We start from the raw sequence: 22,717 nt of genomic DNA, 5'->3' as shown, positions 1-22,717 counted from the left end.
TCCTTTCCAAGAAATTCAGCAGTTTTCGTCACCCGTGAACCGCGCCGGCCGCTTGGCGAGGAAGGCGGCCACCCCCTCGCGCCCATGTGCCGTGCGGGCACTGGCCGCGATGGCGCGGGCCTCCGCATCCAGGTGGGTTTCCAGACTTGTGTCAAAGGCCTGTGCCAGCAGCGACCGGGTGCGGCCGATGGCACCCGTGGCGGCGGCGGCCATCACCGTTGCCTGCCGCGCCGCCTCCGCCACCAGTTCCGCGCTAGGCACCAGCCGCGTGGCAAGCCCGATGGTCACCGCCTCTTCCCCGCCGATAGCGCGGTTGGCCAGCAGGATTTCCTGCGCCTGCCGCATCCCCACCAGTCGCGGCAGCAGCCAGGACAGGCCGCCATCGGGCGTATAGCCCAGCGCCCCATAGGCAGCAACGAAGCGCGCGTCGGGGGCCGCCAGCACGATATCGCCGGCCACGGCCAGGCTGAAGCCCGCGCCCGCCGCCGGACCGTTGACGGCAACCATCAGCGGCTTGGCCATGTGCCGGAAGCGCAACACCGCAGCGTGCAGACAGGCCGTCACCTCCTTCAGGTACGCACCGATCCCCTCGCCCGCCGCCGCGAATTCCGCGATGTCGCCACCGGCGCAGAACATCCGGCCCCGGCCTGTCAGCAATACGCAACGAATGCTGTCATCCTCGTCGCATTCGATGGCGGCCCGCATCAGGGCCTGGGCCATGGAAAGGCTGACCGTATTGCCGGCTTGCGGCCGGTCCAGCACCAGCCGCATGACGCTTCCGTCCCGTTCCCGGGCCAGGGGCGATGTTTCGGGCGCGCTCATCGCGGTGCCATCCGGATGGCACCATCCAGGCGGATGACCTCACCATTCAGCATGGAGTTGGCGATGATCGACAGGACCATGGCCGCATATTCCTCCGGCCGTCCCAGGCGCGGCGGATGCAGGCACTGCGCGGCCAGTGAATCCTGCGCCGCCTGCGGCAGCCCGCGCAGCATGGGCGTCAGGAACAGGCCGGGCGCCACGGTCATGACCCGGATGCGGTGCTGGGCCAGGTAGCGGGCCGCCGGCAGGGTCAGGCCCGCGACCCCGGCCTTGGACGCGGCATAGGCCGCCTGCCCGATCTGGCCGTCAAAGGCTGCGACCGACGCGGTATTGACGATGACGCCCCGTTCCTCTCCCGCCGGTGCCGCCTTCGCCAGCCGGGCGGCCATCTGCGCCATCATGTTGAAGCTGCCCACCAGATTGACCTCCACCGCGCGGCGAAAGGCCGCCAGCGGGTGGGGGACCAGGTCGCGGTTGACCAGCCGGATGGTCGGCGCGATGCCGGCGCAATTCACCAGCACACGGGCAACGCCGTGCCGTTCCTCCGCCGACGCCAGCGCATCGGCGATCCCCGCCTCGTCCGTCACATCGGCCTGCAGGAAAAGGCCGCCGATGGCGTCAGCCTGCGCCCTTCCCGCCTCCACATTCATGTCGATGATGGTGACACGCGCACCGGCCCGCGCCAGCGCCTCTGCCGTGGCACCGCCCAGACCCGATGCGCCGCCCGTCACGATCGCGGCAATATCTTTTACGTCCATGTCCCCTATCCTCGTTCTCAGGCCGCCAGGCCCGCCAGCCGCCGGCCGATGATCGCCGCCGCCTCGTCCATGATGCGACCGATCAACTGGGCGCAACTGGGGATGTCGTGGATCAGCCCCTGCACCTGTCCGGCCCAGACCAGCCCGGCCTCCAGATCGCCCGTTTCCAGTGCGCGGCGCCCGTCCGCGCCGCGCACCAGATGTGCGATGTCAGCGAAGACCGCGTCGGGCGCGGCGGATATCTCTACCACCTTGTCCGATACGGGCGTGCGGGCCACGCGGGCCGTGTTCTTGAACTTGCGGAAGATCAGATTGGTCGCCCGCTCATCACCCGCCACGATCAATTGCTTCACGGCGTCATGGATGGGGGCTTCCACGGTGGCGCAGAAACGCGTGCCCATGGTGATGCCATCGGCCCCCAGCGCCAGGGCCGCCACCAGCCCACGCCCATCCGCGAAACCGCCGCTGGCGATCAGCGGCACCCGCACCTTGTCCGCCGCCGCCGGGATCAGCACCAGACCGGGCACGTCATCTTCCCCCGGATGGCCGGCGCATTCGAACCCGTCGATGGAGACGGCATCCACGCCCATGCGTTCCGCCGACAGCGCATGGCGAACGGAGGTGCATTTGTGGATGACCTTGACGCCATGCGCCTTGAACTGTTCGACATGTTCCTGCGGCTTGTGTCCCGCCGTCTCCACCACCGTCACGCCGCCATCGATGATGGCCTGGCGGTATTCGGCATAGGGCGGTGGGTTCAGGGTTGGCAGGATGGTCAGGTTCACGCCGAAAGGCTTGTCGGTCAGGGACCGGCAACGGTCGATCTCCCGCCGCAGATCGTCGGGCGTGGGCTGGGTCAGGGCCGTCAGGATGCCCAGCCCCCCGGCGTTGGAGACGGCGGCGGCCAGCTCCGCCCGCCCTACCCATTGCATACCGCCCTGGATGATGGGATGGCGGATGCCCAGCAGGTCCGTCAGTCGCGTCCGCATGGTTTATTCCCCAGCCCGATGCGATGGCTTGCCGTCCAGCAGCACCGTCTTGGCCTCCAGATAGGGCATCAGCCCTTCGGTCCCGCCCTCGCGCCCCACGCCCGACTGCTTGAAGCCGCCGAAGGAGATGGAGAAATCCAGGCGCAGACCGTTATGCCCCACCGTGCCCGTGCGCAAACGGCGGGCAACGGCATATGCGCGGTCGGCATCATGGGTGAAGACAGCCGCGTTCAGGCCGTAGGGGCTGTCATTGGCCAGCGCCACCGCGTCGGCCTCATCCTGCGCTGGAATGACGGCAAGGACGGGGCCGAACACCTCCTCCTGGCCAAGGGCCGAGCGGTTATCGACATGGCCGAAAACCGTCGGCTCAATAAAGAAGCCCCGGTCCAGGCCGTGCGGCCGCCCGCCGCCGGTGCCAAGCGTGAAGCCATCGGCCTTGGCCTGGGCGATGAAGCCCTCCACCCGGTCACGCTGGCGGCGCGTGGCCAGCGGCCCCATCTGCGAGGCGGGGTCAAACGGGTCGCCGACACGAATGCGGCTGAATTCGGCGCTCAAAGCCTCCAGCATCCGATCATGCCGGTCGCGCGGGACGATGACCCGCGTCAGGGAAGCGCAGACCTGTCCCGTCATATCGCCTGCGGAACAAGCAATCGTTCGCGCCGCTGTTTCGATATCGTAATCATCCAGGATGAGGGCAGCCGACTTGCCGCCCAGTTCCATCGTGTAGCGCGCCATGCGCCCGCCCAGGATGGAGGCAATGCGCATACCCGCCGCACTCGACCCCGTGAACGCAATCTTGTCGATACCGGGATGGCGGACCAGGGCTTCGGACGCCGTACGGTCGGCCGTCAGGACATTGACCACGCCGGGCGGCAGGCCCACCTCCTGCACGATCTCCGCCATCAGCAACGCATGGCCCGGCGCTTCGGGCGAGGCCTTGATGACAACGGTGCAGCCGGCCAGCAGGGCCGGCGCCAGCTTGAAGGCGATCAGGGAGATGGGGCCGTTCCAGGGAATGATGGCGCCAACCACGCCCACCGGTTCGCGCACCAGCAGCCCGAGCTTGGCACCGGAGAAGGTGCGCTTCTCCTCCTCGAACGGGAAGCGTGCCGCCTGACCGGCGTAATATTGGTACAGCCCGCCAACCGTGCCGGCATAGGCGGTGGCCAGCGAATGCAGGATGCCCATCTCGTTGGGCCAGATGGCGGCCACGTCGGGGGCGCGTTCTGTCAGCTTCTTGGCAATGGCCTGGAGATAGACGGCGCGCTCGGCGGGGCTGAGGCGCGGCCAGGGGCCTTCGTCGAAGGCCGCGCGGGCGGCGGCCACGGCACGGTCGATATCGCCCGTGCCGGCCTCCGCCACGCGCAGGTAAAGCTGCTCCGTGGCGGGCGCGATCACATCGAAATGGTCCTCACCCTCAGGCTTCACCCATTCGCCATTGATATAGAGCCGGTCGGGATGACGCAGCGGTACCCGGCCGTTGACATTGGCGTCGGTCATGGAAGGCGTCCTTCTTCTCCTGCCACCGCTCGACATGGTCGACCGGCGGCGCGGCGGCGTCGCCAAGCCCACGGATGTGGGCTCTGGCGATTGGGGGACAGGAAATATCGACCATCATTCGATATTTCCTGTCGACGGTATCAAGTGATGGCCATGCCGCCATCGACGGCGAGGCTGGCCCCGGTGACATAGGAGCTTTCGTCGGAGACCAGCCAGACAGCGGCAGCGGCGATCTCGTCGGGCGTGGCCAGCCGCCCCATGGGGATGCGCAGCGTGCCGGCCAGACGCGGATTGCCGGCCGACGACCGCTCGGCCAGGGGCGTGGCCGTGCCGCCGGGCAGCAGGGCGTTGATGCGGATGCCACGTTCGGCATATTCGGCGGCGGCGGAATTCACCAGACCAATCACCCCCGCCTTCGAGGCGCAATATTCAGCACTGCCGACCAGCCCCTTGACCGCCGCCGCGGAGGAGATGGCAACCACGGCCCCGCCCGCGGGCAGCATGGCGGCGATCTGGTGTTTCAGGCACAAGAACATGCCGCGCAGGTTGATGCCGGTGCAGAAATCCCAATCGGCGGCGTCCAGTTCGTGCAGCCAGCGTCCCTTCTGTTCCACTCCAGCGCTGTTAATGGCACCGTGCAGCCCGCGATGAGCGGCCACGGCCTGCGCCACGGCCGCCTTCACGCTGTCCTCCTCGCGTACATCGACGGGCACGAACAAGGCCCGCCCCCCTTCGTCCCGGATCGCCGCTGCCAGGGCCTGCCCTGCGGCGACGTCACGGTCGGCGATGGTGACGGCGTTGCCCCGCCGTGCCAGCAGCAGGCTGGCCGCGCGGCCGATGCCGCTGGCCCCGCCCGTGACGATGATCGACCGCGCCTCAGACATGGTTCACCTGCCCGGCCGGCGGGCGGCGATGAAGGATCAGCGGCAGGGCGATGATGCCCTGGTTTTCCCCGCTTTCCCATTTCAGGGTGCCGGCCGGATCGATCTCCACCCTTTCATAGCGTTCCAGAATCTCCTCCAGCGCCGTGCGCAGTTCCAGCTTGGCGACCAGCGAACCGATACAGCGATGCACGCCGATACCGAAGCCCAGATGATTGTTCTCCTGGCGGTCCAGCCGCACCTCGTCGGGCGCCTCGAACTTGGCGGGATCGCGGTTGGCGGCGGCGAAGCTGATCAGCACACGCTCCCCCTGGCGCAGATGTGTGCAGCCCAGGACAGTATCCTGCGTGACCGTGCGTTTCAGATAGGTGGCGGGTGAGGCAAAGCGGACGAATTCCTCAATTGCGCTGTCCATCAGGCCGGGATCGTCGCGCAGGCGGTTCATATCGTCCGGATGCAGCGCGAACCAGTGCAGGGCCGTCGACAGGACGATGGCGACGGTGGCGAAGCCGCCGAACAGCAGCAGGCGCAGCATGGCCACCTGCTCGTCCAATGTCATCGGCACCCCGTCGATGGTGCTCAGCACGATGGAGGACAGGATGTCCGCATCCGGGTCGGTCGCCACGGCCTTGCGGGACAAAAGCAGGTTCTCCAGATAGCGCGTCAGCGCCACCGCCGCCTCCATGGCCTTCTCGTTGCCGCGCTCGTCATGCAGCGCCACGACCAGCCCGTCCAGCATCGCCGCATCCGCCAGCGGGAAGCCAAACAGTTCCAGCGACACCAGCACCGGCAGGGGGCGGGCGAAGGCAGCAAAGAAATCCACGGGGCCATCGGCCGGAAACTGGTCCAGCAGTGTCACGACATGCTGGCGCACCGACGGTTCCATCAGCGCCACCCGTTCCCGGGTCAAGAACCGGGAAAGCATGCGCCGATATTCGCGCTGCACCGGCGGATCGGCCTCCGCCGGATACATGCGGGTGCCGAAATCCAGGTCGGGAAAGGAAATGCCGGATGCTGACGAGAAAAGGTCGAACTTGGTAGCAATCTTGGCAACATCGGCATAGCGGGTGGCGATGCGGAAGCCGCCGTAATTCCCGCTTTCCGGCAATTCCGGCACCTCGCGCATACTCGACCACAGGCACCCCGCGCCGACGCGATGGTTCTCCGCCCGATGGTCGAAACCCTTTATGTCCTCGGCAATGTCCATGTCGTCCTCCCCTGTCCCTATCCGGTTTTCAGCGCCGAACCGGCAGATGCCGGCCCAGGAATGCCAGCACGCCCGTGTTGAAGGCGTCGTTGCGATCGCCCGCCACCATGTGGCCGGCACCGGCCACGTCGAAGATTTCCAGCCCCGGCAGCAGGCTGCGCAGGTCCTCTACCCCCTGGTCGCCCACCACATCGCTTTCCAGGCCGCGTACCAGCAGCACGGGCAGTCCGGCCGCATCGCGCAGGCCCTGCATGGTCTCCTGGAACTGTTCCATCTCCGCCCGCGCGCCCTGGTCCAGGATGCGCGGGTCCCAGTGCCAATAGAGCCGCCCGTCGGCGCCCGTGCGCAGGTTACGGGCCAGGCCCGACGGGTCCCGTGGGCGGGGACGGTGCGGGTTGTAGGCGGCGACGGCATCGACCACCTGTTCGATATTGTCGAACCCGCCCAGGTTGGCGGACATGAAGTCGCGGATGCGCTGCACACCCTTGGGATCGGGCCGGGGCACGATATCGACCAGGGCCAGCGCCGCCGGTCGGTAGCCGCCGGCAACGGCGCGCATCGCCGTTGCCCCGCCCAGTGATGCCCCGACCAGCGCCACAGGTGCAGCGATGGTGTCGGTGATCGCCATCAGGTCCGCCGCCCGCCGCCGCAATGTGTAGTCGCCGTCCGGGGACCAGCCGCTGTCGCCATGCCCGCGCCCATCGACATTGACGACCTGATAGCCCGAGCGCAGCAGCGCGTCCGTGGCGCCCGCCCAGGAAAAGCGCGTCTGCCCACCGCCATGCATCAGGATCACAGCCGGAGCGGCCGGAGCGCCGCCGACATCGGCGACAAGCTCGACGCCGTCATCGGTGCGGTAGCGCCGCTGTGTCACCTCCACTGCCATCGTCTAGATCCGCTCGATGATGGTGGCGGGGGCCATACCGCCGGCAGAACAGAGCGTGGCGATCCCGATATTGAGGTCGCGGCGTTCCAGTTCGTCCAGCAGCGTGCCCAGAATGATGGCGCCCGTGGCTCCGATGGGATGGCCCAGCGCCATGGCACCGCCATTGACATTCACACGCGCCGGATCAAGGTCCAGGTCGCGCATATATTTCAGCGGCACGATGGCGAAGGCCTCGTTCACCTCAAACAGGTCGATATCGGTGATGGACATGCCCGCCTTGGTCAGCGCCTTACGCGTGGCCGGCACGGGCGCGTTCAGCATCAGGGTCGGATCATCACCTACCGTCACCATGGCGCGGATGCGGGCGCGGGGCGTCAGCCCATGGGCACGGGCATAGGCGGGCGAGGCCAGCAGCAGGGCACCCGCCCCATCCACCACGCCCGAACTGGTCCCCGCCGTATGGATATGGGCAATGTCCAGATCCGGATAGGCCTGGCGGACCAGCGTGGCATAGGTGTTACCCTCGGCGTCGATAGGCCGGTTCATGGCATCGGCAAAGGCCGGCTTCAACTGCGCCAGGGCATCCAGCGTCGTCTGCGGGCGGGGATATTCGTCGCGGTCCAGCACGATCGCCCCCGCCTCATCCCGCACAGGCACCAGGGACCGGGCGAAACGGCCCTCCTCCATGGATACCGCCGCCCGCCGCTGGCTTTCCAGGGCCAGCGCGTCCAGTTCCGCGCGCCCGATCCCCTCCAGCATGGCGATCAGGTCGGCGCAGATGCCCTGGTGCGGCTGCGGAATGCGGCGGCGCAGTGACAGGTTACCGCTGTCCAGCATGAATTCCCGTTGCAGGCCCATGTTATGCGACATGCTTTCCACGCCGCCAGCCAGGATCAGGTCCTGCGCGCCCGACAGGATGCCCATGGCACCCAGATTGACGGCCGTCAGCCCCGATCCGCAGAACCTGTCCAGCGTGACGCCGGGCGCCAACTGGCTGTAGCCGGCGTCCAAGGCGGCCATGCGGGCGATGTCCAGCCCCTGTTTGCCGGCCTGGGTGTTGCAGCCGGCGATGACATCATCCACATCGGCCGTGTCCAGCCCGTTGCGCGCCGCCAGGGCCGCCAGCACGGCGGACAACAGCTTCTGCGGATGGGTGGCGGACAGGGCCCCCTTGCCGGGCTTGCCGATACCGCGCGGGGTGCGGGCGGCGTCGATGATCCAGACCTCGCCGTTCATGCCGCGCCCCCCTGTCCGGCAGCGGCACGGTCCAGACATTGCTGAACCGCGGCATGGAACAGGCCGATCTGTACCTCCATGCCGCCCAGATGCACCTGATCCATGGTACCGGCGCGCAGGCCCTGGTCGCACAGTTCGGCGGCCCAGTAATCCTCCTGCCCGAAGGCCACGCCCATCAGGTCGAAGGAGCGTTTCAGCTTGCTGTTGCCCTTCTCGTCATCGGCGGGCACGTCGGTCAGCATGAAATAATCGACGTCGGTCCGGTCGGTGGCCAGCGGCCGCAGCAGGCCGACGCTGATGAAATCGGGGGAACAGACGACGATACCGTTGGGGAACAGGGTGTAGGCGAAGACCATGATCTTGCGCACATCCTGGAAATCACCGGTCACCTGCGCGCGGGTGAAATTGCCACGCGCGGCGGATGCCCGCACATGCGGCCCCATACGGTCGATGATGTTCTCCGCATCCACAAAGAAGCGGGCCAGCGTGTCCTTGTGCAGGCGGGTGACGTGATAGCTGTCCAGCATCGTGTCCATCACCAGCTTCCAGTTCGCCTTCACGGCGAAGGTGGTGCGCTGATAGATGCGCATCCCCCCCAGACCGATGGCGTCCAGGTCCGGCCCCACCTGCTGCTCGATGACGGAAAAATCGGGCGTGCCCTTGGGGTCCAGCCCCACCCAGATCAGGCCGCCCGCCTCCCGGCAGGGCAGTTCCGCCAAGCCCAGGTCCTTCTTCTCCAGACCGGGGAAGGTCTCTGACCGGGGCAGGCCCACCAGCGCGCCGTCCAGCCCGAAGGTCCAGGCGTGATAGGGGCAGACAAGCCGGCTGGCCTGCACGGGATCGGCGCTGGAACAGAGCTTGGCCCCGCGATGCCGGCAGACATTGGCAAAGGCCCGCACGCGGCCTTCCTTGTCACGCGTCACCAGCACCGGCATACCGGCCATATCCTGCTGGAAATAGCTGCGCGGCTGCGGCAGCAGGGCGGACGGGCCCAGGATGACGGGCACCGTACGGAACACGGACTTCTTCTCCGTCTCGAACCGGGCCGGGTCGATATAGTTCTGCGCCGGCAGGCTGTCGCGCACGCGCGGGAAGACGCTGTCCGCCAGTTCCGGCATGGCGGCCAGGGCCTGTTTCTGGCTATCGGTCAGGGGGCGTTTCAGGTTCGTGTCGGTCATGTGTACCCTCCCTGGGGGGTTGAAATCGGGTCTCAGGCGGCTGCGAACAGCAGGCCGGCCACGCGGTCCTTATGGAACGCGGAGCCGCCGAACAGCGCCTGGTTCAGCTTGGCCCGCTTCAGGAACAGGTGGCATTCATGTTCCCAGGTGAAGCCGATACCGCCATGCAACTGCACGGCGTCGCCGGCGATGGCGGCATAGGCGTCGCAGGCATAGAACTTGGCGGCCGATGCGGCGGCACCGGCATCCGGCAGCCCGGCCGCCACCTGGGCGGCAGCGTTGAAGGCCAGCGCTGTTGCGGCCTCCTGCCAGATCTTCCAGGTCGCTGCCCGGTGCTTCAGGGCCTGGAAAGACCCGATGGGCCGGTCGAACTGTACGCGGGTGCTCATATAATCGGCCGTGCGTTCCAGGATATGCAGCGCGCCACCCATGGCGTCACAGGCCAGCGCCACACAGGCATGGTCGCGCAAGCCCTCCCATTGTGCCGATGTCAGGGGCAGCAGCCGGTCAGCCGCGACCCGCACCCCGTCGATGCGCACCGCGCACAGATCGCGCGTGAGGTCGATGGCCGCCTTGCGCGTGATGCTGATGCCAGCCTCGCCCGGTGGCAGCAGGGCCAGGGCGGTTTGCCCCCCCCCGGCCAACCGCACCGGTACCGCCAGCAGGCCGGCCCCATCGGCAAAGGGCATATGGTCGGCCACACCGGTCAGCGTTCCGTCCGCCGCCAGGGCCGGCAGTTCCGGCCCCTCGGGCAGGACCATCGAAACCGCCAGCTCACCGGCGGCAATCGCCGGCAGCCAGCGCTGTTTCTGCGCCGCGTCGCCCGCCCTTTCCAGGGCCTGGGCGGCCAGCATGGTGGACAGGAAGGGCACCCGCGCCAGATGCCGGCCCAGACCGTCATACAGCACGGCCAGTTCGCCCAGGCCCAATCCCAGGCCGCCCTGATCTTCGGCCACAGCCAGACCCATCCAGCCCAGGCCGGCCATCTCCGCCCACAGCGCCCGGTCGATGCCGCCGCCGGCCTCTGCCATGGCGCGCACGGCCTGCAGGTTGCTGCGCCCCGCCAGCACCTGGCGGACATTGTCGCGCAGTTCGGCAATGTCGATCGTCAAGTCTTCGCTCATGATCACACCTCCGCCGCGCGCAATGCCGGACCACCGCCCCAGAGATGGCCGGCGATGCGCAGCGCCGCCCCGTGCGCGCCGCCCGCCTCGGCCTGCAGCGCCCGCAGCCGGTAGGTCCAGAAATGCAGCAGATGCTCGTTGGTCACGCCCATGGCGCCATTGAACTGGTGCAGGTCGAAGATCAGCTTCTGCGCATGGGCCTGCGCATAGCAGACGGCGATGTCGGCATCCCGCGCCTGCCCGCTCCAGGCTGCGCGGAAGGCCAGGTAACGCACGCCCATGGCGATCTGGTGGCACTGGGCCAGCCGGTGCTGCACCGCCTGGAAGGTGCCCACGGGCTTGCCGAAGACATGGCGCTGCTTCACGTAATCGACGGTAAAGACAGTCGCCGCCTCCGCCGCGCCGGCAAATTCCGTGGCCAGCGCCACGCGCCACCATTGGCGCAAGGCCGGCCCGGCACCGGCCAACCGGCGTGCCCGCGACAGGTCCGGCGGCACCGCGAACCTGCCATAGGGATAGGCCAGGATGCTTTCCACGGGCACAACATCGCCGGGCGCCAGTTCGACCACGGCCACGTCATCGCCCAGATCGACCAGGGCCGTGCGGGCGATGGGCAGGTTGCGATGGGCCTTGCCCAGATCGTCGCCGGTGACCAGCGCCACCGGCCCTGCCAGCCCCTCTCCCGGCAGCACCTGCGGCACCACCAGGGCCGACGCGCCCGCCTCGACCAGAACCGGCGCGCGGGCCGCCTCGAACACGACCAGCGCCGCCTCAAGCGGCCCCAGGTCGCGGCCGGCATCCAGAAACCCGCCTTCGCTCAGCAGGTGCTGCAGGTCGCCATTGAAGTGGCAAAAATCCAGCCGGGCCGATTGCGGCACACTGTCATGGTCCCGCAGGATGGCCTGGACGGCGGCCACCAGCGCCGCCTGATCCTCGTTCAACTGATAATCCATCCCCTCACCCCCTGGGCAGGCCCAGCCCGCGTTGTGCGATCAGGTCCAGTTGCAGTTCGTAGGTGCCGGCGGTGATCCCGGCCGGCACATTGATGCGGTAATATTCCTCCAGCAGCGGATGGCCGCCGGCCAGACAGTCGGGCACGAAATCCGCCAGGAAATTCATCAGGTCGTTGACGGCGTCCAGCGCCGTCACCCGCGCGACATTGGCATCGGTGGTGGCCGGCAGCCGCTTCACGCGCTGGTCCACAACCAGATAGGTCAACATGCGCGCCGCCTCGAACTTCGCCACCACCAGACCGGCGCGGGCCTGCATCACCGGGTCGTCGTAGCGACCTTCCGCCTTAAGCTGCTCGATGGCGTGGTCGATGATGGCCAGACCCACATGGTAGCGCGGCACGCCCACACGTTCATAGGACAGCGCGTCCGTGATGATCTGCCAGCCCGCCCCCTCGGCCCCCACCCGGGCGGTGACGGGCACCTGGACATCGCTGAAAAACACCTCGTTCAGATGGCCGTCCTTGGTCAGGCCGGGGAAGGAGGTGACAGAGACACCCGGCGTGTTCATGGGCAGCAGGAAGACCGATATCTCCTTGCGCCCGGTCCCGGTCCGCGCCAGCAGGAAGCAGAAATCGGCCCGGCGGGCGTAGGAGGTCCAGATTTTGGACCCGTTGATGACATAGACGTCGCCGCGCCGCTCGGCGCGCGTGCGCAATGCCGCCAGGTCGGTGCCGGCGCCCGGCTCGGAAAAGCCCTGGCACCAGACCGTATCCCCGCGGGCCAGACGCGGCAGGTGTTCTGCCCGCTGCGCCTCGCTGCCATGGCGCATGAGGGTGGGGCCGATCCAGTTCACATTCATGTACTGGCCGCCGCGCGGCTCCCCGGCGCCCTTCATCTCCTCAGCCAGGATGAACTGTTCCCAATCCTCGCCACCCTCGCCGCCGAATTCCTTCGGCCAGTGGCGGACCAGCAGGCCGCGTTCGGCCAGCCCGGCGCAGAACTGGCGCGAGAACTCGACATTCTCGTCGCAGGCATAGCTCTGCGGCACCCATTTTTCGTACCAATCCGCCGGAAGCAGGTCGTCCAGCGCCTGCCGGATACGGCGGCGATACTCCTCCTGCTCGGGTTTCCAGCCAAATTCCATGTTCATACCCCGTCCATGCCCCGCCGATACCCACCAGCGGGGTTCGGTTCATTTCGCAAGTGCCAGTTTCGGTTCGCGCGGCAGGTTCAGGGCGCGCTCGGCGATGATATTGCGCTGCACCTCGTTGCTGCCGCCGGCGATGGTCCACGACCAGGAATAGAGATGGTCATGCATCCAGTAGCCGGTCTCGTAGCCGCCCCCCATCAGGATCGGCTGCAGATACTGGGCCTCCAGTCCGCCCAGGCGCACGCCCAACTCGGTGAAATCCTGCAAAAGCTCGCTGTAATGGACCTTGATGATCGACGGTTCCGTGCCCACGCCGGCCCCGTGCAGCATCCGGCCCAGCATGTTGTTGATCATCACGCGCAGCGCCTCGATGCGCGTATGCAGTTCCACCAGCCGGCGGCGGACCTCGTCATCCGCCACCAATCCCCGCTGGCGCGCATCGCGCAGCAGCAGCCCGAAGGAATTGCGCAGCCGTTCGGTCAGTTCCAGGATGGTCAGGCCGCGTTCCGACGACAAGGTGGCCTGGGCCACGGCCCAGCCATTATTCTCCGCGCCGATCAGGTTCTCTGCCGGGATCGCCACATCGTCAAAGAACAGTTCGCAGAAATGCGACCCGCCCGTCATCATCCCGATGGGCCGGCGGGTGACGCCAGGGCTTTCCAGGTCCAGGATGAAGTAGGAGATGCCCTTGTGCTTGGCCGCCGACGGGTCGGTGCGGGCCAGCAGCAGGCAATAGCGGGCATATTGTGCGTTGGACGACCAGATCTTCTGGCCGTTCACGATGTAATGGTCGCCCCGGCGTTCCGCCCGCGTGCGCAGGCCCGCCAGATCGGACCCGGCATTGGGCTCCGAGAAGCCCTGGCACCAAATCTCGTCACCCGACAGGATCGCCGGCAGGTGCTTGCGACGCTGTGCGTCCGTCCCCCATTCCAGCAGCGTGGCCGGCGCATGGTAGAGCGAGATGAAATAGAGCACCAGGCGCGGCGCCCCTGCCCGCGCAATCTCTTCATACAGCACGATCTGTTCAGCAAAGGACAGGCCGGCCCCACCCCAGGCCACCGGCCAGTGCGGGGCCACGAAGCCACCGGCGGCCAGGGTGCGGAACCAGGATTTCTGGAAGGCGATATGCGCTTCCTCCGACGCGCCCAGCATGTGCTGCTGCCAGTCGGCCGGCAGGTTTGCGGCCAGCCAGTCGCGCACACCGGCGCGGAAGCCTTCCAGATTCTTCAGGGCGGCAATCATGGGGTTGCTCCGTTCGAAGATGCGGCCGGTCCGTTCAGGATCAGGTCCGCCGCGCGCCACGCGACCGCCATCGCAGGCCCGTTGGTGTTGCCCGACAGCATGAAAGGGAAGACCGAGCTATCGACGACCCGCAGCCCGTCGACGCCACGCACCCGCAATTCGGGATCGACCACCGATGCCGGGTCGCGTCCCATGCGGCAGGTGCCGCAGGCATGGTAGGAACCATAGCCATAGCGCCGGTGGGCCAGTGCAAGCTCGGCATCGCTCTGATAGTCCGGCCCCGGCCGCGTCTCCGCCTCGATCAGGCCGGCCAGCGGCGCCTGCGCCGCCAGACGGCGGGCAAAGCGGGTAATGTCACCCATGGCACGCCGGTCACTTTCCAGCGCGCTGTAATTGGGCATGATGGCCGGCAGTTGGCCGGGGTCGGCAGACCCGATCCGCACCGATCCGGTCGATTCCGGCCGCAGCCGATAGACACAGAAATTCATGCCGCCCTGACGTTCCATCCGGAAGGTGGGGCGGGCATAATCAAAGGTGAAGGGCGCGATCAGGATCTGCCCGTCAGGCCGGTCCAGGTCTGGCCGCGACTTGAACCAGGCGCCGATCTCATAGGCCGCGTTGGCCATGGGGCCGTCATGGGTCAGGTAATAGCGCGCCGTATTGGCCAGCAGCCGCAGGCCCTGGAAATCCCGGTTCTGCGACAGGTGATCCTTCACCCGCCATTGCATGACCATGCCGCGATGTTCGCGCAGATTGGCGCCCACCTCAGCACTGTCATGGCGCACGGCGATACCATGCTGGCGCAGCAGTCCCGCCGGCCCCACACCAGACCGCTGCAACAGCGCCGGGGTGGACAGGGCACCCGCCGCAAGAATGACCTCCGACAGCGCCTTGAAGGTTACCGCCACACCGTCCTTGCGGGCGGCGACACCCACGGCCCGATGCTTGTCGAACAGGATGCGATCCACCGCCACGCCCGTCAGGACGGTCAGGTTCGGCCGCGCCCGCACCGGAGCCAGGAAAGCGACGGCGGCACTCTGCCGCTTTCCCTTCCAGATAGTGCGGGGGGCATAGCCGATACGCTGGCTGTCGGCAGGGTCGTTGACATCGTCGCGGCGTTCCAGCCCCAGCGCCTGACCGGCGGAGATCACCGCTTCCGTCAGTTTTGTGCGGATGGTGGGCATGGAAATGCGCAAGGGACCGTCGCCGCCGCGCGTCCGGGCGGGCCCCAGCTCATGCCCCTCCATGGCCTTGTAGGCGGCGCCGATGCGGTCCCACCCCCATTCGTCACCGGCAATGTCCGCCAGCGCCTGGAAATCCGCCGCCTGCCCCCGCACATAGACCATGCCGTTGACGGCACTGGACCCGCCCAGCGTGCGCCCGCGCGCCCAGCTTTCCGCCACATCGTTGGAGGCGGGTTCTGCCTGCGTCATGAAGGGCCAGATGAAGGCCGGGTCGGCCATGACCTTGGCGATACCCTTAGGCATATGGATGAAGGGATGGCGATCCCGGCCCCCCGCTTCCAGTAGCAGGACACGCGTGCCAGGATCGGCCGACAGCCGGTTGGCCATCACGCAGCCGGCCGCACCCGCGCCAACGATGACATAGTCGAAGGGAATGGCGGCGGCAGACATCATGCCGCCTTTCCGGGAACAGACCAGTCCAGCGGCAGATGCGACAGGGCCATCACCAGGCCGGGCCGCCATGCCAGCTTCGTCCCGGAAACAATGGCACAGGACGGAATGCGCTTCAGCCATTCCTCCGTAAACACCCGCATCTCGGCACGGGCCAGGATATTGCCGATGCAGATATGAGGACCGGTGGAAAAGGTGATGTGCTCACGCTTCTGCCGGTCGATGTCGAACTGCTCGGGCTGCGGGTTCTTGCGGTCGTCCATGCCGCCCATGGTCAGCGGGCACAGCACCATGTCGCCCACCCGGAACCGGGCGCCATCAATGTCGATGTCCTTCTTGACGATGCGGGTCTGGTTGACCACCGCATAGCGCCGCAGGGATTCCTCTACAAAGTCCGGGATGCGCGCCGGGTCGGCGGCCAGCCGCGCCTGCAGCGCGGGATCGCCGGCCAGATGGCGGAAGGCGAAGGTCAGGCCGTTGGCCACCGTGTCCAGCCCGGCGATGAACAGCAGGAAACCGATGGATTCCAGTTCCTCCTGGCTCAGCGGCCGGCCGCGCACTTCCTCAGCGATCAGGTTGCTCATCAGGTCATCTCGCGGGGATTGCCGGCGGTCTGCGATCAGGTCGCGGATATGGCCAAAAATCGTATCCTGGATCTGGATGCGGCGCTCGACGGTGGTGATACCGAAATATTCCAGCACCAGGGTGCGGAATTCCTCGAACCGTTCCAGCGGCAGCCCCATCATCTCCATGAAGACCGACACGGGGAAAGCCGCGCCCAGCGCTTCCGAAAAATCGCAGGTCCCCGCCGCCGCCACCCGGTCGATCAGCCGGCCGGCCCAGGCGCGCAACGTCGGCTCCATCGCCGTCACCGTCTTCTTGTCGAAATGGCGCATCAGGACCGCGCGGTAGCGCGTATGGTCGGGCGGGTCCAGGTTCAGCGGGATCATCACATGCGGGCTGTTGGACTTCGGAATGTCCAGTTCCCGGTTGGAGAAATGCTCCGTGTCGCGCAGAACCTGGGTCATCAGGTCAAAGCGCGTCACAATCCAGTGGCCGCCATTGCGCGGCGTGTAGCAGATGTCCGGCACCTGGCTCTGCAGGCCGCGATATGTCAGGTGCGGATCGTCGAACAGCCGGCGGTCGGTATAAACGTCGAAATCCACGACAAGGCCGGGATCGACATGCGACGGTGCCTGGATGGCGGCGTGCGGTTCATTCATGGTTCTTCTCCTCCCGATGATCTCTTCCAGACCGTACCCAATCAGGAACCCTTGAACCGGGGCGGGCGCTTTTCCAGAAAGGCCTTCGCGGCCTCCCGATGGTCCTCGGTGAACAGGGTCATCTGGTCATAGGCCATGGAGGTCTCAAACGCCCCGGCCATCAGTTGCTTCAGCATCATGTTGACGGCCAGCTTGCCGTAAGAGATGGCCAGCGGCGCCCCGGCGGCCAGCTTGGCGGCCATGGCATCGACGGCACCGTCCAGTTCCCCGGCCGTCACGCAATAGTTGATCAGGCCGATCTCGGCAGCGCGCCTGGCTTCCACCACGTCGCCCGTCATGATCAATTCCTTGGCCCGATGGAACCCCACCAGCAGCGGCCACAGGGCGGCCCCGCCATCGCCCGGTGTCAAGCCGATCTTGACGTGGCTGTCACAGAACCGGGCGTTTTCGTCGGCAAAGACGATGTCGCAGGCCATGGCGATGTTCACGCCCACGCCATAGGCCGGGCCGCGCACCTTGGCGATGATCGGCTTTTCGCAATCCAGCATGTTCCAGAACAGGCGACGGGCGCCGCGCGTGCGCGGCCGGCCCTTGCGGCCACCATCGTTCTGTTCCTTCAGGTCATTGATGTCGATGCCGGCGCAGAACGCCCCACCCGCCCCCGTCAACACCGCGACGCGGATATCGTCATCAGCGTCGACATCATCCCAGATGAATTCCAGTTCCGCATGCATGCGCCGGTTGACGGCATTCTTGCGGCCGGGATTGTCCAGCGTCAGCGTAGCGACGCCATCCTGCTTGGATATCCGGATGAACTCATACTTGTCGGGGCTGATCGCCACCATGGGGGTACTCCATCAAAACGGCCAACATACTGGTGAGTGTCTGCCGCCCGCCCCTGCCTGCCAAGCGCATGAAGGGGCGGGCGGAAAGGTCAGTAGCGATAGGTGGCCGACACGCCGATGGAGGCAGGCTCGCCATAGGTTTGCTGGATGGCGAAGGTGCCGGGCAGAACCTGATTGCGGTACTTGGTGTCGGTCACGTTGTTGCCATAGACGGCGAATTCCCAGGCATCGCTGGGCGTGGTCCAACTGGCCCGCAGGTTCAGCAGGCCATAGCCGTCCTGACCGAACTGTCCCACGGAATCGAAGTAGAATTTCGACGTGTAGTAAAAGTTCGCGTTCAGCCCCAACGCGCCGCCGGCCAACTCCGTCGTGTAGGTGGCGCCGATATTCGCCGTCATCTTCGGCGAACGCGGCATGACGTTACCGCCGGCATCCACCGACGGAGTGTTGAACAGGCTGAAACTGGGGCTGCCGGGCGTCAGGTCCTGACGATAGGCGATGGCGCCGGGGAAGGCCCGGTATTCGGCATGGGTGTAGACAAGCCCCGCCGTCAGATCCAGCCCATCGGCCACGCGTGCCGTCAACTGCGCGTCGGCACCATAGATGCGCGACGAGGCGGCATTACGGATGATGCTGGTGACGCCGACATAGGCGGCCACCTGCAGGTTCGTATAGTCGTAATAGAAGGCCGAGGCCTCGAACCGCAGCGGGCCCTGCGCCGTCTTGTAGCCCAGCTCATAGGCGCTGATATGCTCGGGCGAGACGGGCACGGTGCTGAAGGAGGCCACTGGGATGACACCCGCCTTGTAGCCCCGGTTGAAGGAGAGATAGACGTTGGAACTGTCGTCGAACTGATAGCGCAGGATGGCGCGCGGGGTGAAGCTGGCAAACTTCTTCTGCGCCCCGTCAATGCGCCCGCCCACACCCGAGGCGTCGAAAGAGCCATCAAGTTCATCCAGGCCGTAGCGCAGGCCACCCGTCAGGAACAGGCCGTCAACCAGCTCGTAAGTGACATCGGCGAAGGCCGCATAGCTGTCGGCGACGGTCTTGCTGTTAAAGAACTTGGCATAGGGCGCACCGCCCAGCGAGACGTTGAAGCCCGGGAACTCGTTCACATTATGATAGTAATAGAGACCCAGCACCCACGACAGGGGCCCCTGGTCCGCCGAGGACAGGTTCAGTTCCTGCGTCACCGTCTTGTCCAGGATGCGGTAGTCCGGCGCGAAGATCGGGACGGACGTGCCGTCATAATCCTGGAACTGCCGTGACCGCTCGTCCCGGTATTGCGTATAGGATTTCAGGTCGGCGAAGCCCAGATCGAAATCAGCGCGCAGGAAGACGCTGTCGCCCTTGAACCGGTTGAACGCCTCCAGCCCGTTCGTCGTCTCACGCGGGCCATCGGCAACCAGAGTGCCCGGGACGACGCTGCCCGCCGACAGCCCATCATAGGAGCTGGTGACCACGGGCGTCGGGTCATCGACCTCGGAATGGCCATAGGTCAGGGTGAAACTGGAACTGTCGGTCGGCGTGTACAGCAGCTTGCCGCGCACGGCCCATTTGTCGAACTGCCCGTCCTTGCGGCCGGTATTCAGGTTCTTCACATAACCGTCGCCCTGCTCGTAATAGCCGGTCAGGTCCACGGCCAACTTGTCGGTGAGACCGGAGGAACCGTAGAAGCTGAGATTGGTGCGGTCGAAGGAGGCGTAGCTGGCGCGGGCCACCATAGTCGGCGTGAAGGACGGCTCACGCGTCCTCACCAGGACGGCACCACCCGTGGCGTTGCGGCCGAACAGCGTCCCCTGCGGGCCCTTCAGCACCTCGACATTGGCAACGCTGAGCAGTTGGAAGTCGGTCCCCAGCGCATTGGGGACATAGAAACCGTCCAGATAGACGGCAACATTGGAATTCAGGCCCGGCCCGACCAGCGGACTGCCGACGCCACGAATGGTCGGCTGCACAAAGGAACCGGAATAGTCGAAGCGCAGGCCCGGCGCCGTTTGCGGCAGGTCGATGACGCTGGTCACGCCGCTGCCGCTCAGCGTATCGGCGGAGATGGACGTTACCGAGATCGGCACATCGACCAGACGCTCCTGCCGGCGCTGCGCCGTCACAACGATTTCTTCCAGCTCAATGGCCGAAGTGGCCGGGGCCGCTGTCCCTGCCGATTGAGCCAGGGCGGGACCACCGGCAGCGGTCAGCAACGCCAGGACGGATACGGTGGTCCAGCCGCGCACAGTGGTGGCCGTTCGCACGGCGTCATCAACGTCAAACATGTCATCCTCCCTCAAGGTCATATTGTTGGCACCGGCACCGGTGCTTTTCCTTCGATCGCCGCGCTCTGATATCCGCCAGATTGTTCTCCCAGCCTTCCCGCCCCTGACCCTGTCGGGTCAGGGGGAACAGGAAAGTCGCGGGCCGAAGCCTGCACGACGGGCGTGAGTGACCAAGAAGTGGGTTACAGCGCTATTTTGTGCGATATACGAACATATGTGCTTTATTCGATCAATCATGCCATCCGGCCCGGCATTGTCAAGCACCCATGACGACGGGGAGCACAATCTGTCGCACGCCGCCCCCTCATGACCACTGCACACAATTGAGTGAATAATTTTGCAGGAAGCGGGTTGACAATATCCCCCCCTCATCGCACCATCTGTCGATTATCGTACTTTGGTGCGATAATCGCACATATAGAACAGCCCCCGTACAATTCAGCCGCAACCGCACCGGCTGGGGACGCCATGGGAAATATCCCGGCGCAGGGCTGTCTTAAGCATGTTCCGAGGGAGGATCGAATGAAGAACTACCGTGGGCGCTTGCGCCAACACGCCCGTACCGCTGCCTTGTCGGTTCTGTTGCTGTCAAGCGCCATGCCCCAGGCCGTGCTCGCCCAGACGGCCCCCGAAGCGGGCGTCCTGGAAGAAATCATCGTGACGGCGCAAAAGCGGCGCGAACGGCTGGAGGACGTGCCCGCCTCCATCACCGCGATCACGGGTGATCAACTGGGCGCCGCCGGCCTGACCACGGTGGTCGACCTGCCGCAAGCGGTGCCGGGCATGCGGCTGGACTATTCCGGCGCCTTCGTGCAGCCCACCATCCGTGGCGTGGGCAGCGCGCTGGCCGGTCCCGGCGCCATTTCCAACGTCGCGACCTATATTGACGGTTTCTATGTGCCCAACGGCCTGGCCACGAATTTCCAGTTGCTGAGCGTGGAAAGCGTCAATGTGCTGAAGGGGCCGCAGGGCACGCTGTTCGGCCGCAACGCCACGGGCGGCGCCATTCTGGTGACGACGCGCGCCCCGTCCTTCACGCCGACGGCCATGGCGCGCGCCGCCTATTCCTCCTTCGACCGGGCCAACCTGTCCGTCTATGGCGCCACGGGCCTGACCGACACCATCGCCGCCGATCTTGCCGCCTTCTATGAACGCGGCGACGGTTTCGTGCGCAATGTGCATACGGGTAAAAAGGAAGCGGCGTTCGAGAAGATGGCCGCGCGCGGCAAGATCCTGTTCACGCCCGGCGAGGGCAGCCGCTTCACGCTGGCCTACGAACATGTCGATAATGACGACCCCACACCCAACGTTTCCAGCAGCTATAATGGCCTGTCGTCCGGGGCCGTGCGGCCCGGCGTCTATGTGGCCACCGGCCGTCGGGAGACGTCGAATACCGCCCCGACCTACACCACCTTCAACGGCGACGCCGTGTCACTGAAGGGCGAGCTGGAATTCGATTTCGCCGATCTTAACCTGCTCTCCATGTACCGGGACGAACGGTCCGACATCGGCAAGGATTATGACGGCACCAGCGCCAACGTCTTCGCCGGCCAATACCGGGACGTCAACAAGACCTTCTCGCAGGAAATCAACCTGTCCTCCAAGCCGGGCGACAGCAGCCTGACCTGGGTCACGGGCCTCTATTATTTCCATAACCGGAACATCTATCCGGGCTTCTACTCGGCCTCCAACGGCACGACATTCGTGAAGGGCTTCGATGCCTCGGTGAAGGCGGAAACCTATGCGGCCTTCGCCGACGTCACCTATGAGGTGATCGACAGGCTGTTCGTGACGGGCGGTATCCGCTACAGCGCCGATGAGGCCAGCCACAGCTTCAATGTCGGCACCCGTCACGACGGCACCAGTGTCGACTGGGACAGCGTCACCCCGCGCCTCAACCTGCGCTACGCGCTGACCGACCAGTCCAACATCTATGCGGGCTACAGCAAGGGCTACAAGGCCGGGGTGCTGCCGACGGCATCCTTCAGCAACACACCCGTCAATCCGGAAAAGATCGACGCCTGGGAGGTGGGGTTCAAGACGGCCGGTGATGGCATCCGGCTGGACCTGTCGGCCTTCTACTATGATTACAAGGACATCCAGGTCAGCGCCTTCCTGGGCGTGCAGAGCATCATCCGCAACGCTGCGCAGTCGCAGATCTATGGCCTGGACGCCCAGCTTTCTGCCGACCTGGGAAGGGACCTGGAACTGACGCTGGGGGCCGCCTACACCCACGCCGAATATGACCGGTTCACCAACGCCATCGCCTATATCCAGAACCTGGACCCGACCAGCGCCCGCTATGGCCTGTTCACCGCCACAAACACCGATGCCACGGGCAACCGCATGATGCGCTCGCCCCGGATGACGGCCAATGCGGGGCTGACCTATCATACGATGGTGGCCGAAGGGGACATGACGCTGAATGCCAACCTTTTCTATACGAGCAAGTTCTTCTTCGATCCGGTTGAACAGTTCGGCCAGGACGGTTACGCGCTGCTGAACCTGCGGGCGACCTGGACGACGCCGTCGGAACATTGGTCCTTCTCCGTCTGGGGCAACAATGTCACGGACACCACCTATCGGACCCAGGTGTCGCCCAATTCGCAGGCCATCCAGCAGGTCTATAGGGAGCCGTTGTCCATCGGCGCCTCCGTAACCTACCGCTACTGACAGCCGGCAGGAGAAGCCCATCATGGCCAGCCCCCCCGATCAGGCACCGGCAGCGCCGCCCGCCGCCCCATCCGACAAAGGGGCCTGGGGGGTGGCCGGCCTGCTGACGCTCTGCTTCACCCTCTCCTATATCGACCGGCAGG

General features: G+C 66.1%; 19 protein-coding genes. 2 read left to right on the top strand and 17 right to left on the bottom strand.

From position 1 onward, the window contains the following. Positions 1-15: 15 nt before the first annotated feature. The 4 genes from KBA48_RS16335 to KBA48_RS16320 are packed head-to-tail and all read right to left on the bottom strand — an operon-like array spanning position 16 to position 4,069. A complete protein-coding gene (locus tag KBA48_RS16335; RefSeq protein WP_292908236.1) occupies positions 16-822 on the bottom strand; it encodes an enoyl-CoA hydratase/isomerase family protein in 807 nt (268 codons plus the stop codon). After that, on the bottom strand, positions 819-1,580 hold the full coding sequence (locus tag KBA48_RS16330) for an SDR family NAD(P)-dependent oxidoreductase (RefSeq protein WP_292908234.1): 762 nt from the start codon (positions 1,578-1,580) through the stop codon (positions 819-821). Before KBA48_RS16330 ends, KBA48_RS16335 begins: the two co-directional genes overlap by 4 nt. 17 nt (positions 1,581-1,597) lie before the next feature. Beyond that, a complete protein-coding gene (locus tag KBA48_RS16325; protein ID WP_292908232.1) occupies positions 1,598-2,569 on the bottom strand; it encodes a nitronate monooxygenase family protein in 972 nt (323 codons plus the stop codon). A 3-nt stretch (positions 2,570-2,572) separates the two neighbouring features. Continuing rightward, entirely contained in the window at positions 2,573-4,069 is a 1,497-nt protein-coding gene (locus KBA48_RS16320) for an aldehyde dehydrogenase (RefSeq protein ID WP_292908230.1), read from the bottom strand. On the opposite strand from KBA48_RS16320, the gene KBA48_RS16315 reads away from it, so the two are divergent. Beyond that, positions 4,068-4,217, top strand: coding sequence for a hypothetical protein (locus KBA48_RS16315; RefSeq protein WP_292908228.1), 150 nt, complete (start codon positions 4,068-4,070; stop codon positions 4,215-4,217). The genes KBA48_RS16320 and KBA48_RS16315 overlap by 2 nt on opposite strands. Here KBA48_RS16315 and KBA48_RS16310 read toward each other — a convergent pair. From KBA48_RS16310 to KBA48_RS16250, 13 genes are all read right to left on the bottom strand, one after another. After that, positions 4,210-4,953, bottom strand: coding sequence for an SDR family oxidoreductase (locus KBA48_RS16310; protein WP_292908226.1), 744 nt, complete (start codon positions 4,951-4,953; stop codon positions 4,210-4,212). The genes KBA48_RS16315 and KBA48_RS16310 overlap by 8 nt on opposite strands. Continuing rightward, positions 4,946-6,157 (bottom strand): cytochrome P450, encoded by a 1,212-nt coding sequence (locus KBA48_RS16305; protein WP_292908224.1) that lies wholly within the window; start codon positions 6,155-6,157, stop codon positions 4,946-4,948. The genes KBA48_RS16310 and KBA48_RS16305 overlap by 8 nt, the downstream gene beginning before the upstream one ends. Positions 6,158-6,185: 28 nt before the next feature. Beyond that, complete coding sequence (locus tag KBA48_RS16300) at positions 6,186-7,043, bottom strand: alpha/beta hydrolase (RefSeq protein ID WP_292908222.1); 858 nt, start codon at positions 7,041-7,043, stop codon at positions 6,186-6,188. Positions 7,044-7,046: 3 nt separating this feature from the next. Then, positions 7,047-8,279: an acetyl-CoA C-acetyltransferase gene (locus KBA48_RS16295; RefSeq protein WP_292908220.1), complete on the bottom strand. Its 1,233-nt coding sequence runs from the start codon at positions 8,277-8,279 to the stop codon at positions 7,047-7,049. Next, the gene (locus KBA48_RS16290; protein ID WP_292908218.1) at positions 8,276-9,457 is read right to left on the bottom strand and encodes an aromatic ring-hydroxylating dioxygenase subunit alpha; all 1,182 of its coding nucleotides are present in this window, start codon (positions 9,455-9,457) and stop codon (positions 8,276-8,278) included. Before KBA48_RS16290 ends, KBA48_RS16295 begins: the two co-directional genes overlap by 4 nt. Before the next feature lie 32 nt (positions 9,458-9,489). Continuing rightward, on the bottom strand, positions 9,490-10,581 hold the full coding sequence (locus tag KBA48_RS16285; protein WP_292908216.1) for an acyl-CoA dehydrogenase family protein: 1,092 nt from the start codon (positions 10,579-10,581) through the stop codon (positions 9,490-9,492). Between the two features lie 2 nt (positions 10,582-10,583). Then, positions 10,584-11,534: an acyl-CoA dehydrogenase family protein gene (locus KBA48_RS16280; protein WP_292908214.1), complete on the bottom strand. Its 951-nt coding sequence runs from the start codon at positions 11,532-11,534 to the stop codon at positions 10,584-10,586. A 4-nt stretch (positions 11,535-11,538) separates the two neighbouring features. Next, entirely contained in the window at positions 11,539-12,684 is a 1,146-nt protein-coding gene (locus KBA48_RS16275) for an acyl-CoA dehydrogenase family protein (protein WP_292908212.1), read from the bottom strand. A 42-nt stretch (positions 12,685-12,726) separates the two neighbouring features. Continuing rightward, positions 12,727-13,926: an acyl-CoA dehydrogenase family protein gene (locus tag KBA48_RS16270; RefSeq protein ID WP_292908210.1), complete on the bottom strand. Its 1,200-nt coding sequence runs from the start codon at positions 13,924-13,926 to the stop codon at positions 12,727-12,729. Further along, on the bottom strand, positions 13,923-15,563 hold the full coding sequence (locus KBA48_RS16265; protein ID WP_292908208.1) for a GMC family oxidoreductase: 1,641 nt from the start codon (positions 15,561-15,563) through the stop codon (positions 13,923-13,925). Before KBA48_RS16265 ends, KBA48_RS16270 begins: the two co-directional genes overlap by 4 nt. Continuing rightward, positions 15,560-16,783: a cytochrome P450 gene (locus KBA48_RS16260; protein WP_292908206.1), complete on the bottom strand. Its 1,224-nt coding sequence runs from the start codon at positions 16,781-16,783 to the stop codon at positions 15,560-15,562. Before KBA48_RS16260 ends, KBA48_RS16265 begins: the two co-directional genes overlap by 4 nt. A 41-nt stretch (positions 16,784-16,824) precedes the next feature. Continuing rightward, positions 16,825-17,628 (bottom strand): enoyl-CoA hydratase/isomerase family protein, encoded by an 804-nt coding sequence (locus tag KBA48_RS16255; protein WP_292908204.1) that lies wholly within the window; start codon positions 17,626-17,628, stop codon positions 16,825-16,827. An 89-nt stretch (positions 17,629-17,717) separates the two neighbouring features. Next, positions 17,718-19,901, bottom strand: coding sequence for a TonB-dependent receptor (locus KBA48_RS16250; RefSeq protein WP_292908202.1), 2,184 nt, complete (start codon positions 19,899-19,901; stop codon positions 17,718-17,720). 522 nt (positions 19,902-20,423) lie between these two features. Between KBA48_RS16250 and KBA48_RS16245 the strand changes: the two genes are divergently transcribed. Continuing rightward, positions 20,424-22,574: a TonB-dependent receptor gene (locus tag KBA48_RS16245; protein WP_292908200.1), complete on the top strand. Its 2,151-nt coding sequence runs from the start codon at positions 20,424-20,426 to the stop codon at positions 22,572-22,574. Positions 22,575-22,717 lie beyond the last annotated feature (143 nt).

The sequence above is a fragment of the Niveispirillum sp. genome (assembly GCF_017996735.1).
Lineage (GTDB): Bacteria > Pseudomonadota > Alphaproteobacteria > Azospirillales > Azospirillaceae > Niveispirillum.
Note: the sequence above shows the minus strand (reverse complement) of the source record. Positions and strands in the feature narration are given on the sequence as shown.